Origin of the sequence: Sphingomonas sp. MMS24-J45 (assembly GCF_044881195.1) — a bacterium.
In the GTDB taxonomy this organism is placed as follows: domain Bacteria; phylum Pseudomonadota; class Alphaproteobacteria; order Sphingomonadales; family Sphingomonadaceae; genus Sphingomonas.
In genome coordinates this window covers 3,201,091-3,218,531 of record NZ_CP173255.1, presented here as the reverse complement: position 1 = coordinate 3,218,531, position 17,441 = coordinate 3,201,091, and the positions used below count along the sequence as shown (strand labels likewise).

Below are 17,441 nucleotides of genomic sequence, written 5' to 3'. Positions count from 1 at the left end.
CTGGTCGACCGAGCCGACCACGACACTGCGCCACCAGCGATAGAATCGGTTGTGCTGCCAGCGGTGATCGGGCGGCGAATAGGGCTGCGTCGTGTCGATGATGGAACTCCGGACCTCAGCGGAAACTGCGCACCGGCTTTAGCTTCGGGAAGTGTCCGGGTGCAAATCACGGGAGCGACACGACAATATTTGCAATGGTGCCGCCGGACTGTGCCGACTAGGGCAGCATCCCATGAAACTCCCGATCAACCGCCGGTGGAGGGTGCTGCTCAGGCGCCACGGCCCCGCCTCCGTCATGTGGCGGCGCCGCGCCGCAATGGGTCTGGGCGCGGTCACGATCGGCCTGGCCGCCTTGCTGTTCGCCCGGCTTGCAGATTCGGCCAGCACCGCGTTCACCGCGATGGTCCACGCGGCTTGGTGGTTGCCGCTGGTCGTAACGCCGCTTGCCTTCGCCGTGATTGCGGGCGTGACCCGCCGTTTTGCGCCGGAAGCAGCAGGCTCGGGCATTCCGCAGGTGATCGCATCGGTCCATCAACCCAAAGCCGCATTGCGCAGGCTGATTTCCCCGCGGATCGCCGCGATCAAAGGTGCCTTTACGCTGCTCGCCTTGCTCTGCGGCGCGTCGGTCGGGCGCGAGGGGCCGACGGTGCAGATTTCCGCCGCGATCCTCGGCTGGTACACCCGCATCTTCCGCGCGCCGATCCGGGCTTCGATGATCATCGCAGGTGGCGCGGCGGGGGTTGCCGCCGCCTTCAACACCCCGCTTGCCGGCGTCACGTTCGCGATTGAGGAGTTGGCCGACGCCTATGAACAGCGGGTCGCGTTGCTCGTGATGACGACGATCCTGCTCGCGGGCATCGTCAGCCTCGGGTTCGCCGGGGACTATGTCTATTTCGGCGCAGTCGGCGAACATATGCGGGTGGGCTCGGTCATTCGCGTCGCGCCGATTGCAGGGGTCCTCGGCGGCCTGAGCGGTGGTCTGTTCGCCCGCGCCATGTTGAACATCGCGCCTGCCCGCGACCGATGGGTGCCGTGGTTCAAGGGGCGACCGATCGTCTGGGCATTCCTGTGCGGGCTGACCGTGGCGCTGTTCGGGGTCGGCACGGGCCTGACCTGGGGTACGGGCTATTCGGCGGCGCACGCGATTATCGATGGGACCAACGCGCCATATTGGTTTGGACCCGCGAAATTCATCACGACGCTCGCAACCGCGGCATCGGGCGTCCCCGGCGGGATCTTCGCGCCATCTCTGGCGACCGGGGCCGGTCTGGGTGCCCTGCTACGCCCGCTGTTCCCCGCCGATCCCGGTGGCGCGGTCGTGCTGCTCGGCATGGTCGCCTATTTCACCGGCGTGGTCCGCGCGCCGCTGACCGCCGTCATCATCATCGTCGAAGCGACCGCCAGCCGCGGGCTGATCATGCCGCTCTTCCTATCGGCGCTGATCGCGCATTCGGTGTCCGCCTTGGTCTGCAAGGAGCGGCTGTATCACGGCCTCGCCAAGCCGTGGCGCAAGGCACTCGGCGGTCCGACCGAATAAGGGGGGACGGCAGCAGCTTGAGCTTCTTCAGGGCGACCCTGTTGACCTCTTAAGTCGATGTGCGGCTACCCTCGGTGAGCAGGCCTCGCTTCCGACGGGCGACACCCTTCTGCAGGACGGTCCGACTTTTGAATTGTGAACCTTCACAAATTGATGCATCAGGGGGCCAGATCGTTTCGCAGAATTCGATATTCAGGGGGAGAGGGTTATGAAAACGCACCGTTATCTGTTGTTGGCCGGGGTCGCGACTCTGGTGCTCGGCGCACCGGCTTATGCGCAGGACGCACCCGCCAAGCCTGCCGATGAGTCGACTGAGGCGGCACCTAAGTCGGACGCAGATAAAGCGGCCAAAACCAATCCCGACGACATCGTGGTGACCGCAGAGCGCCGTCCGCAATCGCTGCAAAGCTATGCCGGCACCGCGGCCGTGCTATCGCCAAACCAGCTTGCCAAGGTCGGCATCGTCAATATCGAGAATTTGAACGATACCCTGCCCGGCCTGCGGGTGCAAAATTTCAACGGCGCGATCGACATCGCACTGCGCGGCATCGGCACCAATCAGAATACCGAGCTCGGCGATCCCAACGTCGCGACCCATTTCGACGATGTCTATGTGCCGCGCGTCCAGGGGCTGGCCAATTCCTACTTCGATCTGAAGGCGGTCGAAGTGAATTTCGGGCCGCAAGGCACGTTGCGTGGACGCAATGCCTCGGCTGGATCGCTCAACTTCATTTCGTGGGCGCCGGAGCTCGGCAAGTTCCTCGGAAATATGGAAATCGGGGCCGGGAACTTTAGCCAGGCCAGCGTCCGCGGCGTGTTCAACGTGCCGCTCGGTGATCACCTTGCGTTTCGCGTATCGGGTAGCGCCGATCGGCACGGCTCTTACTACCGCAACGTTGGGCGCTTTCCGAACGTCGCGGCCCCCTATGCCGATAATAACCGCGGCGTGCGCGCGCAATTGCTGTGGGAACCGACGACGCGGCTCAGCATCCTGATCGCGGGCGATTACAACAAGCAGGATTCGACCGGTTTCAACGGATCGAACTATTCGAAATTCCTGGATCCGGCCACGCCCGGCGGTTTCGCCAATGCGGTCGCTTCGGTCAAGAATCCGCGGGACATCATCACCGGGCCGCTGGGCGAGCAATATTCGACCGAGCATTCCGGCATTCGCGCCCGCGTAACCTACCGGACCGACGGGCTGTTCAACGTCCAATATATCGGCAGCCATCGCGATCTGCGCACCGCATCGGACGGGGCCGGTCCGGCGAGCGTCGCCTATCCCGGTTTCTTGCAGGATTTCTACGGCATCGGCGGCACGCCGCTGCAACAGGCAGTCGGGGCCGAACGGTCGGACAATTACGGTCGGGGCCTTGGCCGGGGCGGCTCCTTCTCGGATTTCCACGAGCTGCGCTTTTTCAACGATTCCGAACCGCTGAAATATTCAGTCGGTGGCAATTATTTCAACGAACGGCAGCGCACGCTTGCCATGTCGGTTTCGGATTATAACTCGTTCTTCCAGGGCCAGGAATTCAATACCAAGACCAAGAGCGAGACCTTCGCTTTCTATGGCGACGCGACCTATTCCGTGACCTCGAAGCTGCGGCTTACCGGCGGGCTCCGCTACACCAACGACCGCAAGTCGCGCACGGGCGTGATTTCGCGGCTGTTCTTCGGCGGTGGTGGCGCTAATTTCGAATGCTGCGGCTATTTCCGACTCGGCACGCCCGGTTTTGAATTCAACACCAACCGCACGATCTTTGACGTCGCGCGCGACGCTGGGGGCAATCCGCTGCCCGGCGCGCAGCTTGCCTTCTTCCTCGACGGGGTGAAAAGCTTCGGCGCGCGCGACACAATCCCGATCGCGTTCGCCGATGCGATCGCGCGGCTGAAGGCAAATCCGGCGCTCGCCAACGATCCCAATTTCGGTTTCGCCAATGGTGCGGGGTGCATCAATTCCGCGACCAATCCGGGCTATGTCTGTCGCGCAGATGGGACCTTCACCTACAATTTCGTGGCGCACACGATCAACAATCAGGCGTCGCAAATCCGTACCGACTTCATCGATTGGCGCGCGCGGCTGGAATACGATCTGACCGACGACAACCTTGTCTACGGCTTGGTCTCGAGCGGGCATAAGGCGGCAAGCTTCAACGACAATCTCGGGTCGCTCGGGCCGGCACCGTTCTTCCGTCCGGAAAAGGTCACGCTGTTCGAGCTGGGCACGAAGAACGAGTTCACCATCGGCGGGCGCAAGGCCGTGCTGAACCTTTCGGCCTTCTACAACGATTACAAGGACCAGCAGCTGACCGCCCTGCTCGGTGTCTCGTCGATCGTCGCGCAATTGCGCAGCAATCCCAATGATCCCAACAGCCCGCTGGTCAATGTCAGCGGGCCGCAGAACGTGCCGAACGGCTTCAGCCAGAACCAGGTCGTCGCCTTCACCTATAACGCCGCCAACAGCGAGACGTACGGCATCCAGGGCAGCGGATCGATCATCCTGCCGGCGCGCTTCAAATTGGGGGCGGACTTCCTGTGGCTGGAGGGCCGGATCAAGGACGCCGCGCCGGTGCAGGACTTCCGCTTCCAGTCGGATGTCGCGGGAGGGACCGATTCGCAGGCGCGACCGATCGCCGGCCGGCGCCTGCCTTATACGCCGCGCTTCCAGCTCAATGCGTCGCTTGCGAAGATCATCCCGGTGAGCGGTCCGCTCGGTGGTTCGTTCGACGCGTTGGTCAGCGTATCCTGGCGCTCGTCGAGCTTCGCGACGATCTTCAATTCGATCGACTTCAATCCCCCGGCTTCCGGGCCGCGCGAGTCGCTCAACGACCGCATTCCATCCTACTATCTGGTCAACATGGCGGTCGGCTACACGCACGGCAATTTCCGGGTCGAGGCGTATGTGAACAACCTGTTCGACAACACCGTCGCGGCCGGGCTGCTCGTCAATCAGTTCAACAATACGCGCTTCTTCACCAACCCGCGGCTTGCCGGCGGGCGCGTGCGGATCACGTTCTGAGGTTGGCGCGGGCGGGCGGCCGGTCGTGGTCGCCCGCCTGCCAAACCGGACCTTACGCAGCAAATCGGAGGTATCTGATGGCGAAACATCTGCGCCTTTCCCCGCTCGCCGCTTTCGCCCTGGGCACGGCGATGGCCCCCGGGGCACGCGCCGAAACGCTGATCCCGCCCGACTATAAACTCGTCTGGGCGGACGAATTCGCGGTCGACGGCCTGCCCGATGACAGCAAATGGGCGTATGACACGGATCACAACCGCGCCGGCTGGTTCAACAATGAAAAGCAATATTACGCCGATCACCGCGCCGAGAATGCGCGGGTCGAAAAGGGCAATCTGATCATCGAGGCGCGCGCCGACACGGATCAGATCAGCAAACTGCCCGATTGGGGCAAGCAGCGCTACAGTTCGGCCCGGCTGCGTACGCTCGGCAAGGCGAGCTGGAAATATGGTGCGGTCGAAGTCCGCGCGAAGCTGCCGTGCGGCATCGGAAGCTGGCCCGCGATCTGGATGCTGCCTGACGACAAGACGATTCCGTGGCCCGATAGCGGCGAGATCGACATCATGGAGCATGTCGGCTTCGATCCGGGCAAGGTGCACTTCTCGCTCCACACCAAGGCCGCGAATTTCATCCAGCACACCGAGAAGACCGCGTTCAAATCGGTGCCGACGGCGTGCACCGAAATGCATCGCTATCAGCTAACGTGGACGCCCAATCTGATCGTGATGGGGGTCGATGACGCGCGCGGCTTCAGCTTCAAGCGGCCAAGCATGAAGCGGTCGGACTGGCCGTTCGACGGGCCGTTCCACATCCTGCTCAACCTCGCGATCGGCGGCGATTGGGGCGGCCAAAAGGGTATCGACGACGCCGCATTTCCGCAGCGGATGGAGGTCGATTATGTCCGCGTGTATCAGAAATCGGGGTCGTAATGCGTAAGGCTACTTTGGTTCGGCGGCTCCCGCTACTCGCACTCTGCGGCATTCTGACCGTGGGAAGCGCGGCACCGCCGTCGCCGAACGGAACTGCTCCAGGCACCGCGCAAACAGCGCCGTCCGATCTCGATGCAAGGGTTGAGGCGGTCCTGGCGGGGATGTCGCTCGATCAGAAAATCGCGCAAGTCGTGATGCCCGACACCGCCAGCTTCAACGCCGCCGACATGACGCAGTATCGCTTCGGCAGCTATTTGAGCGGCGGCAATTCCGGGCCCGGCGGCGACGAGCGCGCATCGCCCGCGCGGTGGCTGGCGCTGGCCGACGCCAATTGGGACGCAGCGATGGCGCCGCGCGCCGATGGCCGCGCGCCGATCCCGACCATGTGGGCGATCGATGCGCTGCACGGACACAACAACATCGTCGGTGCGACGCTGTTCCCGCATAATATCGGGCTAGGCGCGACGCGTGATTCGGAGCTGGTGCGCGAGATCGGTGCCGCGACCGCAGCCGAGATCGCGGTGACCGGCATCGACTGGACCTTCGCGCCGACGCTAGCGGTGGTGCGCGATCCGCGTTGGGGCCGGACATACGAAAGCTATGGCGAACGGCCAGAGGTCGTCGCGTCGATGGCGGGGGCGATGGTCGAAGGGCTGCAAGGCACGCCCGGAACGCCCGGCTTTCTTGGTCCCGACAAGGTGATCGCGACGGCCAAGCATTTCCTGGGCGATGGCGGCACCGGGGGCAAGGACCAGGGCAACACCGTCGCGTCGGAGGCCGATCTGCGCCGCATCCACGCGGCAGGCTATATCCCGGCGATCGCGGCCGGCGTGCAGACCGTGATGGCCTCCTTCTCCAGCGTCAACGGCGTGAAACAGCACGGGGACAAGGCGCATCTGACCAGCTATTTACGTGGTCCGGTCGGGGTAAACGGGCTCAGCTTCAAGGGACTGGTGGTCGGCGATTGGAACGGCCACGGGCAAGTGCCGGGTTGCTCGGTCGAGAGCTGCGCCGCCTCGTTCAACGCGGGCCTCGATATCTTCATGGTGCCCGATAACTGGAAGTCACTGCTCGCGTCGACCACGGCGCAGGTGAAATCAGGCGAGATCAGCATGGCCCGGCTGGATGAAGCGGTGCGGCGCATCTTGCGCGTCAAAATCGCAGCCGGATTATTTGAAAAGGGCCGCCCCTCCTCCCGGCCGCTGGCAGGCAAGGTGGAGCTGCTGGCGAGCGCCGATCATCGCGCGCTCGCACGTCGCGCGGTGCGGGAATCGCTGGTCCTGCTCAAGAACAATGGCAATCTCCTGCCGCTCAAACCCGCGCAGCGCGTGCTGGTGACGGGCGATGGCGCGGACAACATCGCGATGCAGTCGGGCGGCTGGACGATCAGCTGGCAAGGTGGCGGCGATTTGACCAACGCCGATTTCCCGCATGCGCAGTCAATTTATGGCGGGATCGCTGACGCGGTCCGTTCGGCAGGCGGAAGCGCGACGCTGTCCAACGACGGTAGCTTCACCACCAAACCCGACGTTGCCATCGTCGTGTTCGGTGAAAAGCCCTATGCCGAATTCATGGGCGATGTGGATACGCTCGAATTTCACGATGATTTGAAAAGCTACAAGACGATGCAGCGTCTGCGCGCCGCTGGCGTTCCAGTCGTAGCGGTTTTCCTGTCGGGGCGCCCGATGTGGGTGAACCCGGAGATCAACGCGGCCGATGCCTTTGTCGCCGCGTTCCTGCCGGGCAGCGAGGGCGGCGGGGTGGCGGACATGCTGTTCGCCAAGCCAGACGGGACGATCGCCCAGGATTTTCGGGGTAAACTGTCGTTCACCTGGCCCAACGGGCCAATGCCGGCCAAGCTGGAAACCCCGCGCGATCCGGGTACGCTGTTTCCGTTCGGTTATGGTCTACAGTTTACGGACCACATCTTGGTGGGTCCGCTTCGCGAAACTGCGCCAATGGGCCAGATTGTCACCTCGCGGATCACGGTGCTCGGCCGGACCGGGCTTCCCGCCGGATGGGGTATGGCGCTGGCCGAGGCAGGCGCGCCGCCGGTCACGATCAGCAGCAACGCGGGACAAAGCCAATCGGGCGCACTGGCGTTGCGGGGAATCGATCGCGACCGGCAGGAGGATGCCCGGCTCGCAACGTGGCGCGGCGGAAGCGCGGCGCGCGTTACGGTGAGTGCACCGCGATCGCTCGATCTGTCCGCTCCGGGACAGGCTCTCGTGATTGATTTGCGCGTCGTCGCGAAGCCAACCGGCAAGGTTACGATCGGCGTGGAACCGACCGGTACAGGCAAACCAGCGGACGCATTGCTGCTCGACGCGACTGCATTATTGGCCAAAAGTCCGGCGACGTGGCGCACCGTCTCGATTCCGTTACGCTGTATCGGCCCGCGCACGGCGCTCCGCGCGGTCAGCGCTCCTTTCGTGATCGAAACCGCCGGGCAGTTGTCGCTGGCGCTGTCCGATATCCGCATTGCTCCTGCGATCGGCACGATATTGCGGTGTCCGACCGCTGCGCACTGAACATGGCTTGAGCCGAATGCGGATTGCGCGATAGGCTAACTTTCATCGAATGCGCCGACAGGGTTGTTAGTATCGAATGGCAAAACGCGGCGCACAGACGATCGAAGACGTTGCGCGGGTTGCCGGCGTTTCGCGCCAGACGGTCTCGCGAGTCCTCAATAATGGTCCAAGCGTACGCCCCGTCGTGCGCGAGCGCATCCTCGCAGCGATCGAGGAGCTGGGCTATGTGCCAAGCCTCGCGGCACGCCGTATGGGCAGCGGCAAGTCCTTTCTGATCCTGGCGATCAACGACCGCGCGCGCACGATCGAGAATTGGAGTGCGGGGCGCGGCAATGACTGGGTCGATCAAATGCTTCACGGCGGCATGCTGACCTGTGAAGGATTGGGCTATCATTTGCTGTTCGAGCTGGTCGACACCGACCCGGCCAAAGCGATCAAGGCGGTGGACGGCGCCCTGTCCTCGCTGCGCCCCGACGGCGTAATTTTGACCCCGCCGCACAGCGAAAATGCCGGACTGGCGGCGCTGTTAACCAAGCGCGGCATCCCGTTTGGCCGGATGGGATCGTCCTCCCGGCATAACGACGGCATCAATGTCTTCATGAGCGACCATGCTGCCGCGGTTGCCGCCGTGGAGCATCTGGTCGCGCTCGACCACCGCCGCATCGCCTTCATTTCCGGCAGCGCGAACTATGCCGCCTCGAATGCGCGCGAGCGCGGCTATATCGACGGGCTTGCGGCGGCCGGCCTCTCGGCCCCTACCGGCTATATCCAGCATGGCGATTTCTCGTTTGCATCGGGGGTGGAGGCAGCGGAGCGACTCCTCGCGCTGCGCGAACAGCCCACTGCCGTGATCGTCAGCAACGATGAGATGGCGTTTGCCGCGTTACATGTCGCCCGCAATGCCGGGATTGCGGTGCCGGGCGCGCTTTCCGTCGTCAGCTTCGACGATACACCGGGCGTGCGCTTCAGCATGCCGCCGCTCACCGCGATCCGGCAACCGATCTCGGCCTTGGCGGCGAAGCTGTGCACCGCCCTTGTCCGGGCGAGCGGCGGCGACGATCTGAACGGGGATTATGTGCTGCCTTTCGAGCTGATCGAACGCCAAAGTACCGCGCGCTGCTCGACGTGACGGAGCCGCGCGCCGCGATCTCACGGTCCTTTGCGCTATGCTATATGCTGGCAATGTTCGGCGCCTTTGCGACGTTCGTGCCGCTTTTCGCGCTGATCCTGCCACAAAAGGTCGCCGCTTTGCCCGATCTGCAGGGCCACAGCGGGGTGACCGGGCTGAGTTGGATCCTGGTAGCCGGAGGCGCCGCGGCGGGCGGCGGCAATATCGTCGCCGGCGTTATCAGCGACGCATGGTTTCGACGAACCCGCAACCGGCGTCGGCTCATTGCGGTCGGCGTGATCACCGTGGCAGCGACCCTCGCCGCGATTGCGGGCGCGCGCGCTTTCTGGGAGATCCTTCTCTCGATCCTAGCATTCCAGCTGGCGCTCAACCTGATGCTGTCGCCGCTCGTCGCGCTGATGGTCGATTATGTTCCCGATCGTCAAAAAGGGCGGATGGCGGGGTGGCTGGGGCTGGCGCTGCCGTTCGGGTCGCTGATGGTGACCGCATTGACGATCGTCGCACGCCGTGTCCCCGGCATGGATCAGACGGGCGCACTGATCATGATCATCGGCACCTTGCTCATGCTGGTGATGCCGCTGATCTTGCTGTGGCCGGTTCCCGCGCTGATCCCGCCGCAATCGGCGGTCGATGCCGTTATCCCGGGTGAGCGGTCGGGCAAATCCCCGGTGTGGCGCCGCACCGTCCTGCATGATTTCGCCCTCGCCTGGACCGCCCGGCTGTTGGTCCAGTTCGCCGCAGCGGCAATTATACCCTATCTCTATTTCTATGTAGCCGACGTGGTCCGGCCGGTGGGCGGCGCGCGGGCGATAGGTGCTGCGGTTGGCGTGTTGGCGTTTGCCTTCGCGTCGCTCTCGATTGTCGGCGCGCTCAGCATCGGGTGGCTGTCCGACCGATTTGGCCGCCGACGCCTCCCGCTCGCGACTGCAGCGCTTTTGGTCGCCATCAGTATGGCGACCCTGTCGATCGCGCCAGGCTGGCCCATCACAGTGGCGGCCTATGGCAGTTTTTCTGCGGGACTGGCGGGATTTTTGGCGATCGACAGCGCGCTCGTCGCGCAGCTTGTTGCTGTCAACACCCGTCGCGCCACGCTGCTCGGGGTCATGAACCTTACCAACACGCTACCTGCTATTCTCGCACCGGCGATGGCGCTGGTAGTGATCGGTGAGGGACGCGGAGCGGTGGTGCCGTTGGTCTTTGTCATGCAGGTCGCCGCAGCTGGCGCTCTGGTCGCAGCGCTGTGCGCGAGCCGCATTCGCACGTTGCGCTAAGTCGTACGCCTTATGTGGCTGCAGGTTCCGATGCGGTATGAACCGCAAGTGGCTCGGCGGAGGCTATTTCGGCAGGTGGGATGTTGCAGATCGGCTCCAGCAATTGGCGGTGGTTGAACCCGTACACCCATTAGAGCGTGGCGAACGCGATGGCTTCGAAGTTGCGCCAGGGGTTCCGCCGGGCGCTGATCTGCTGCAAAGCCCAGAACAGACGCGTGGAATGGCAAATCAGAGGCTGGCACGAGAGCTGCTCGCCCGCGGAGCGCCGATGCACTTCACGGTCGGCGAGCTGCCTCGCCAAAGAAGCAGCCTCGCCCAACCCTTCCGGCGAACCGGTGTCCTTATATCCTACACTATCACGTGAAGAGCCGACCTTTTAGAGTCGAACGGTCGCCTGGATCGTGAAGGAGCGCCCTCGCGGATCGGCCACGCGTGGTTCCCACGAACTGCCGGCGCCCGTGTTGGAATCGTAGGTGATCGCGAACGGCGGATCGGTGTTGAAGATATTCTTGACGCCGGCCGTGATCGTCAGCCCTTGCTCGAAGCGCTTCGACACCGTCATATTGTAGAGGATATAAGGCGAGACACGCGGATTGTAGTCGGGCCGGGTCGCGCTAAGCGGTAGCGCGAAGTTGTTATACCCGCTGCGGTAGATCTGCGAGAAGGTCACACCGAACCCGTCACGCTGATAGGTGACGAAGGCATTGTACTTGAATTTCAGGCCCAGATCGCCCGCCAGCGTGAACACGCCGAGCGTGTTCGTGTAAGCAAGATTGGGCAACAGCTTCTCGCGCTTGACGAGCAACAGCGTGCCGTCGAACCCGGCGGCAAAGGTGCCGCCGAGCGCATCGACATCCCCGCGCGCGGTGAAATCGATCCCCTGCGTGCGGCGCGACCCGAAATTGCCGGTGCGCAGATCGACCAGCGTGATGATGCCGTTGGTACGCGTGATGCGTTCCGGGAAGGCGTTGATGTTCGCCAGCAACTGCGGGAGCGTGATCGTGCCGATGACATTGTCGACCGCGATGTTCCAATAATCGGCCGATGCGCTGAAGTGCCGTGACGGCTGGAAAACCGCGCCGAGGCTGAATTGTTTCGACGTTTCGGGGCGCAGCGTCAGATTGCCGCCGCTGAGCGAATCCGGCGTGATCGCGGCGCAGCCGACTGAGGAGCCGACAACCGATCCTGCCGGGCACGTGGTCGGGTCGGTCAGCGTGTTGCCCGGATTGGGCGATTGCGTCACGCCGTTGAAGATCTGGTTGAAGGTCGGCACGCGGAAGCCGGTATTGTACGACCCGCGGAACATCATCCACGACACCGGCCGGAACTTGGCAGTGAACTTTGGATTAAAGGTGGATCCGAAGCCCGTATAATCATCGACGCGCGCCGCCGCACTCAGCTCCAGGACGCTGAAGATCGGCAGCGAAACCTCGCCGTAGGCCGCCTTTACATCGCGCGTCACCTTGCTCAGCGCGTTGATGTTATCAAACGCCACGTTGAAGATATCGGGCGACGACAGCGCCCCTGCAGTCGATCCGTCGAATTTGTAGCTCTCATGCCGGTAATCGACACCGACCGCGACCTTCGCCATGCCGCCGGGCAGGCGGAACAGGCTGCCTGAGACCGACGCGTCGAACTGGCGCACCTCGTATTTGCCACCATAGAGCCGGACGCCCTTGGCCGAAACCGCATCGAGCCCGGCCATCGCCGCGGCGGATTGCGAAACCGAGAAGGGGTTGAGAATGCCGCTGTTGAAGAGCCCCACAATACCGGGTGCGGTCGCACCGGGCGCGGTCGGCGCGCGTGGATCTGCCCCGCCGACAACCGCGCCCGCAACCCCCGATGCAGCAGCGGACGCCGCGCTCGCGAAGACACCGCGATAGTGATAGCCCGAGCCGAGCACCGAGCTCGCCGTGCTGCTCGCATAGGAACCACCGGCGCGATAATCCCAGCCGGGGAAGAGCGGGCCATCGACGCCGATCGCGGCGCGGAACGTCTTGGTATCGGTTTGATATTCGCGCGGGCCGCACGCCTCGCAGCGGAAACGGAACGCGATCGGCTTCCCGTAATTGCCAATGGCGTCGACGGTACGATCGCCGACCGCGCCGATCGCCGGGAGCACTGCGGCAATCTGGTCATACACGGCATTGTAGGTCGACGCCGTCAACGCATTGAGCGGATAGGCGATCGGCAGCGACGTGTTGTTCGCGGTGTATTGGTTGTTCGAGAAGATCTTGCTCGACTTCGCGTCCGACCCGGTCACCTCCGCATATATTTCATGCCCACCGAACTTCGCGGTGGCGCGACCGTAATAGGTCAGCGTCTGGATCGGCTGCTGCAGCGTTGCCGCACGGCCCGTATCCCACGAGCAGGCGAGCGCGGCGTTCGGCGTGTTGTACAGCACGGAATCATAGTTCAGCCCGCCATCGACCGAATCACAGCCAGCGCCGCCGGGCAGCCGCAGCGGGTTGACGCCGCCAAGCGCCGGAACGGTGGTACCGGGAATGAAAAAGCCGGGATTGGTGGCCAGCGACGTCGCGCCACTCGCGCCGCCGAGCAGCGTGCCACCCTGCGAAATGCCGACGCCCGCAGCGGTCGGGTTGATCGCAAAGGCGGTCGCGATCGGCGTACCGCGCGTGTCGATCGACAGGCCGCGATTGGGCTGGTTGCCGTTCACGAAATCGCGGTCCTGGCCGAACAGCGCGCCGTTCCAGCTCTTGCTGACCGAACCCATGATGTTGAAGCCCTGCTCGTCGAGCTTGCCGTACCCCACCGTCCCCGAAAGCCGGTAGATCTGGCTGTCGCCCTGCTCGGTCGTGTCGGTGAAGCCGGTCACGTCGATGCCGGTGAAATTGGTCTTGGTGATGAAGTTGATCACGCCGCCGACGGCGTCTGTGCCGTAGATTGCCGATGCGCCGTCCTTGAGCACTTCGACGCGCTCGATCGCGGCGAACGGAATCTGGTTCACATCGACTGCCGACCCCTGCAGGCCGTGCGCCGCGACCCGCCGCCCGTTGAGCAGGACCAGCGTCGAGGCACTCCCCTGCCCGCGCAAATTCGCTGCAGACAAACCATTCGTACCGCGCGCGGCACCGCTGACGACGTCGGAATTCGATGCGAGGTTGTCCGCGCCATTGCCGTTGACGGCCAGGAACGAAATCAACTGCTCGGGGCTGTTGATGCCTTCGCGGCTGAAATCCTTGTTGGTAATGATCTGCAGCGGGAGCGCGCTGTTGTTCGGGTCCTGCTTGATGCGCGAGCCGGTGACGAGAATGTCGCGTGAATTGTCGTCCGGCGCCTTCTCGGATTTTGGAATGGACGGCGTGGCGCCGGTCTGCGCCGATGCGACGCCGGGCGTAAGACACAGCAGCGCGGCCAAAGCCGTGCCAGAAATCAAAGCCGACTTGTACGCCATCGAGTTACGCATTTTCAAAGATCCCCCTGTCGCACCCCGCCGCGACCCCGCAACATTAAGTAACAGGAATGTTGCATCGCGCCATAGTTTCTGTTGCATGAGCCATAGCCAGACGGCATCCGTCGCCGCCAATGCGCCTCAACGCGCCCGCTCAGCCGCCACCGCCCGATTGACGCGGCGGCCAAGGCAGAACAGCATAAATCCAGCAGGATCGGCGGCGGGGAAGAGAATCAATGTCGGCCCTTTCACCCGTTTTGCCGACCGAGGCCGTGCCACTGACCGACGCCGCCGATCATAGCCGCAGCCGGTTCGCGCTATACCTGCTGCTCGGCTTCTCGGCCGGTCTGCCCTATTATATGTTCTCGACGATCCTGTCGGCGCGTCTGGCCAAGCATGACGTCGATCTCGTGCTGATCGGCTTTTTCGGCTGGGTGCAGTTGCTGCCGACCTTCAAGTTCCTCTGGGCACCGTTGCTCGATCGTTTCTCCGTGCCGGGCTTCGGGCGTTTCTTCGGCAAACGGCTCGGCTGGATCATGCTGTCGCAGCTCGGCATCTTTGCCGCGATGGTGGCGATGGCGTTCACCTCGGCCGATACCAGCCTGCCGCTGACCGCGCTGTTCGCGGTGTTACTCGCCTTCTGGACCACCACGCTCGAAGTTTCCGCCGATGCCTGGCGGATCGAGCTGGCACCAACACCCGAAACGCAAGGGCCGCTCGCCGCCGCGAACCTGTGGGGCTATCGCAGCGCAATGGTCGCTGCGGGGAGCGGCGCGCTGATCGTTGCCGATCACGCGAGCTGGACCGCAGCATATCTGGTCATCGCCGCGGGAGCGTTCGCGCCGCTGCCGATCCTGGCGATGATGCGCCCGCAACGGTTGCGCAGCGACTACCAGCCCGCGTCCGATGACACCGCCCCCTATCGCGGGGAGCGTGCCGCCGCACTCGCAACGGGCCTCGGCGCGAGCGCGGTGATCCTCGGCGCGTCGCTGCTGATTGTCGCCACCGTCGGAACAGGCGTATTGCGCGCCGCCGCCGCCATCGGGATCAGCGCGAAGACCGACGCCACGACGACGGTGCTCGTCCTGTGCCTGCTCCCGTTCGTCATCATGGCGGTGATGCTGCCACGGATCGTCAACCTGCCCGCCATCGCCTGGGCACGGCGCTCGACGATGCTGGGGCCCTATGTCGATATCTTCTGGCGCTATCGCTATCGGGTGCTGCCGTTGCTCACCTTCGTGACCTTCTACCGTATGGGCGACGTGCTGACGCTTGCGCTGTCCAAGCCGCTGCAGATCGCCAAGCATTATGACCTGACCACGATGGGGATCGCCGACGGATTCGTAGCGCTGCCCAGCAGCATGGCGGGCGTGGCGATCGGCGCGGTGCTGGCGGTGCGGATGAAACTGGTGCGCGCGCTCGCGATCGGTGCGATCGGCTCGGCATTCGGCAATTGGATCTTCGTGTGGCTGTGGTTCGCGCCGCCAAGCGCGCACGTCATCTATATCTCGACCGCGCTCGACCAGTTCGCGCACGGCATGGAGGGGGCGATCTTCGTCGTCTATCTGTCGATGCTCGTGAACCCGAAATATCCGGGAGCACAATATGCCTTCCTGTCCGGCTTCGCCTTCCTGCTGCCGCGGCTGATCGCCGGGGCCGGGGGGGCATGGTCAAACAGATCGGGTTCGACGGCTTCTTCTGGCTGTCGGGCACGCTCAGTCTGGCGGCGGTGCTATTCCTACCGTTCATCGCAGGGGCCAAGCCACGCGAGGCGGACGCATGATCGATATCGACCGCGCCTTTGCCCCCGCCGCCGCCGCGATTGCCGCGGGGCGGATTCCCGGCGCGACGCTTGGCGTGATCGACGCTGATGGCAGGCGCGCGGTGCGGGTCGCGGGTCACGCAGCCCTGGTGCCCGAACCCGAGGTGCTGACCGAGGACCATTGGTTCGATCTCGCCTCGGTTTCCAAGGTGATCGCGACGACGACGATGATCCTGCAACTCGCCGATCAGGGTCGGATCGATCTCGACGCGCCGCTGACGCAGGCAATCCCCGATTTGCGGCAGTATGATGTAGCGAATGCACCCGAGCGGCGCCTGACGATCCGCGACTGCCTGGCGCATCGCACGTTCCTGCCCGCGGTCGAGCCGATCTACACCTATGGCGACGATCCGCAGCGGCTGCGTGCCTTCGTGCTGCAGCGCGAATGGCGGCATGGCCCGCCGGTCTATTCCGACATCAATTTCATCCTGCTCGGCATCGTGATCGAGCGCGTGACCGGCGCACCGCTATCGGTCTGGCCGCTTGCGCCGGGCCTGTCCTTCGGTCCGCCGCCCGGCCCGGCGGTGGCGACCGAACGCTGCATGTGGCGCGGGCGCGTCCTGAAGGGCGAAGTGCAGGATGAGAACGCCGCCGCCCTGGGCGGCGCGGCGGGGCACGCCGGGCTGTTCGGCACGGTCGCGGGCGTGCTCGATTTCGCGCACGGCTTGCTGAGTGGCAGCCGTGCCTCGCCTGCGATGCTCGAAGCGATCCGCACGCCGTTCTACGAACACCGCGCCTGCGGGTGGGAGCGGCGCTTTCCCGGATGGTCGGGCGGGTCGGACTGCTCGCCAGAAACGATCGGCCATACCGGCTTTACCGGCACCGGGCTGTGGGTCGATTTCGAGGCGGGGGTGGCCTGGACGCTGCTCACCAACCGCGTCCACCCGACGCGCCATTTCGACAGTGGAATCTTCGTGCTCCGGCCCGAAACCGGCGATGCGGTGATGGCTGCGCTGCGCGACGCCTAGACGAAATGGGGCTCGGGCCGCTCGCGCAGCTGTTCGTAATGGACCAGGGCCGGTTCCGGCCCCAGCGGCACCGGCGCGCCATCCCGAAACGTCCATTCGCCCCGGTCGCAATCCTCGGCGCGGACATAGCCGTTGATATAGAGCCGCCGCAGATGATCCGCGCTGTTGGTGCCGGAGGCGTGGACCAGATACGGGCTCCACAGCGCAACATCACCCGGATCGAGGATCAGATCGACCACGTCCCCTGGCGACAGCGCGACGCGCTCCAGCGCCGCATCTTCGGGCGAGCGGCCGAGCGAGGCGGCGGTGTCGAGCTGCAGCATCCCCCCTTTATGGCTGCCCGGAAGGAACCGCATCCCCCCGCTGCCCGGGTGGTGAGGATCGATCGCCACTGCGGTCTGGACATAGGAGGAAGCGAGATTGCGATACGCCTCTGCCGGGCGGCGCGATTTGGCATCCTGATGCCACGCAAAGTCGCCGCTGCGATCGGGCAGTTTCCAGTGCAGCTGATTGATGATCTGTTTGACATCGCGTCCGATCAGGGGTTCCAGCAGACCCAGCCAGCGGCGGTCGAGCCGGACTGCATCCAGCACCGCATCCTGATACGACGGCCACTGCGCCATCGCGACATGCGGGCTGCCGTCGGGACGCTGCCTCACCGCGTAAAACAGATTGCCGTGGCGGAAGCTGCGGCCATAGGCGACGCCCTTGGCATAGACCGCGTCCATCGCAGTACCGATCACCGCCACCTCGTCGGAGGAGAATACCCCGCGGACAATCGCATAGCCGCGCTCGCGATATTCGGCGACAGGGTTGGTCATCGTGT

General features: G+C 64.3%; 10 protein-coding genes and 1 pseudogene. 8 read left to right on the top strand and 3 right to left on the bottom strand.

The genetic code is table 11. The annotated features are described in order from the left end of the window. Positions 1-232: 232 nt before the first annotated feature. The 6 genes from AB5I39_RS15470 (at position 233) to AB5I39_RS15445 (ending at position 10,413) form a co-directional block, all read left to right on the top strand. Positions 233-1,537, top strand: coding sequence for a chloride channel protein (locus AB5I39_RS15470; protein WP_404368802.1), 1,305 nt, complete (start codon positions 233-235; stop codon positions 1,535-1,537). Between the two features lie 208 nt (positions 1,538-1,745). Then, complete coding sequence (locus AB5I39_RS15465) at positions 1,746-4,556, top strand: TonB-dependent receptor (protein WP_404368800.1); 2,811 nt, start codon at positions 1,746-1,748, stop codon at positions 4,554-4,556. A 77-nt stretch (positions 4,557-4,633) separates the two neighbouring features. Next, positions 4,634-5,482, top strand: coding sequence for a family 16 glycosylhydrolase (locus AB5I39_RS15460; RefSeq protein ID WP_404368798.1), 849 nt, complete (start codon positions 4,634-4,636; stop codon positions 5,480-5,482). Continuing rightward, entirely contained in the window at positions 5,482-8,013 is a 2,532-nt protein-coding gene (locus tag AB5I39_RS15455; RefSeq protein WP_404368795.1) for a glycoside hydrolase family 3 N-terminal domain-containing protein, read from the top strand. Before AB5I39_RS15460 ends, AB5I39_RS15455 begins: the two co-directional genes overlap by 1 nt. 76 nt (positions 8,014-8,089) lie before the next feature. Next, on the top strand, positions 8,090-9,142 hold the full coding sequence (locus AB5I39_RS15450) for a LacI family DNA-binding transcriptional regulator (RefSeq protein ID WP_404368792.1): 1,053 nt from the start codon (positions 8,090-8,092) through the stop codon (positions 9,140-9,142). Positions 9,143-9,186: 44 nt separating this feature from the next. Further along, positions 9,187-10,413 (top strand): MFS transporter, encoded by a 1,227-nt coding sequence (locus AB5I39_RS15445; RefSeq protein ID WP_404368789.1) that lies wholly within the window; start codon positions 9,187-9,189, stop codon positions 10,411-10,413. Positions 10,414-10,423: 10 nt separating this feature from the next. On the opposite strand, the pseudogene AB5I39_RS15440 reads toward AB5I39_RS15445, so the two are convergent. Both AB5I39_RS15440 and AB5I39_RS15435 read right to left on the bottom strand, forming a co-directional pair. After that, positions 10,424-10,594: pseudogene (locus tag AB5I39_RS15440) on the bottom strand (IS3 family transposase); the annotation flags it as partial. A 195-nt stretch (positions 10,595-10,789) separates the two neighbouring features. After that, positions 10,790-13,828 carry a TonB-dependent receptor domain-containing protein gene (locus AB5I39_RS15435; protein WP_404368786.1) on the bottom strand — a complete coding sequence of 1,013 codons (3,039 nt, stop codon included), beginning with the start codon at positions 13,826-13,828 and terminating at the stop codon, positions 10,790-10,792. A 233-nt stretch (positions 13,829-14,061) separates the two neighbouring features. Here AB5I39_RS15435 and AB5I39_RS15430 point away from each other — a divergent pair, with 233 nt between their 5' ends. Further along, positions 14,062-15,696 (top strand): permease, encoded by a 1,635-nt coding sequence (locus tag AB5I39_RS15430; protein ID WP_404368783.1) that lies wholly within the window; start codon positions 14,062-14,064, stop codon positions 15,694-15,696. Next, positions 15,605-16,615, top strand: coding sequence for a serine hydrolase domain-containing protein (locus AB5I39_RS15425; protein ID WP_404368780.1), 1,011 nt, complete (start codon positions 15,605-15,607; stop codon positions 16,613-16,615). Before AB5I39_RS15430 ends, AB5I39_RS15425 begins: the two co-directional genes overlap by 92 nt. On the opposite strand, the gene AB5I39_RS15420 is transcribed toward AB5I39_RS15425, so the two are convergent. Next, positions 16,612-17,436, bottom strand: coding sequence for a phytanoyl-CoA dioxygenase family protein (locus tag AB5I39_RS15420; RefSeq protein WP_404368777.1), 825 nt, complete (start codon positions 17,434-17,436; stop codon positions 16,612-16,614). The genes AB5I39_RS15425 and AB5I39_RS15420 overlap by 4 nt on opposite strands. Positions 17,437-17,441 lie beyond the last annotated feature (5 nt).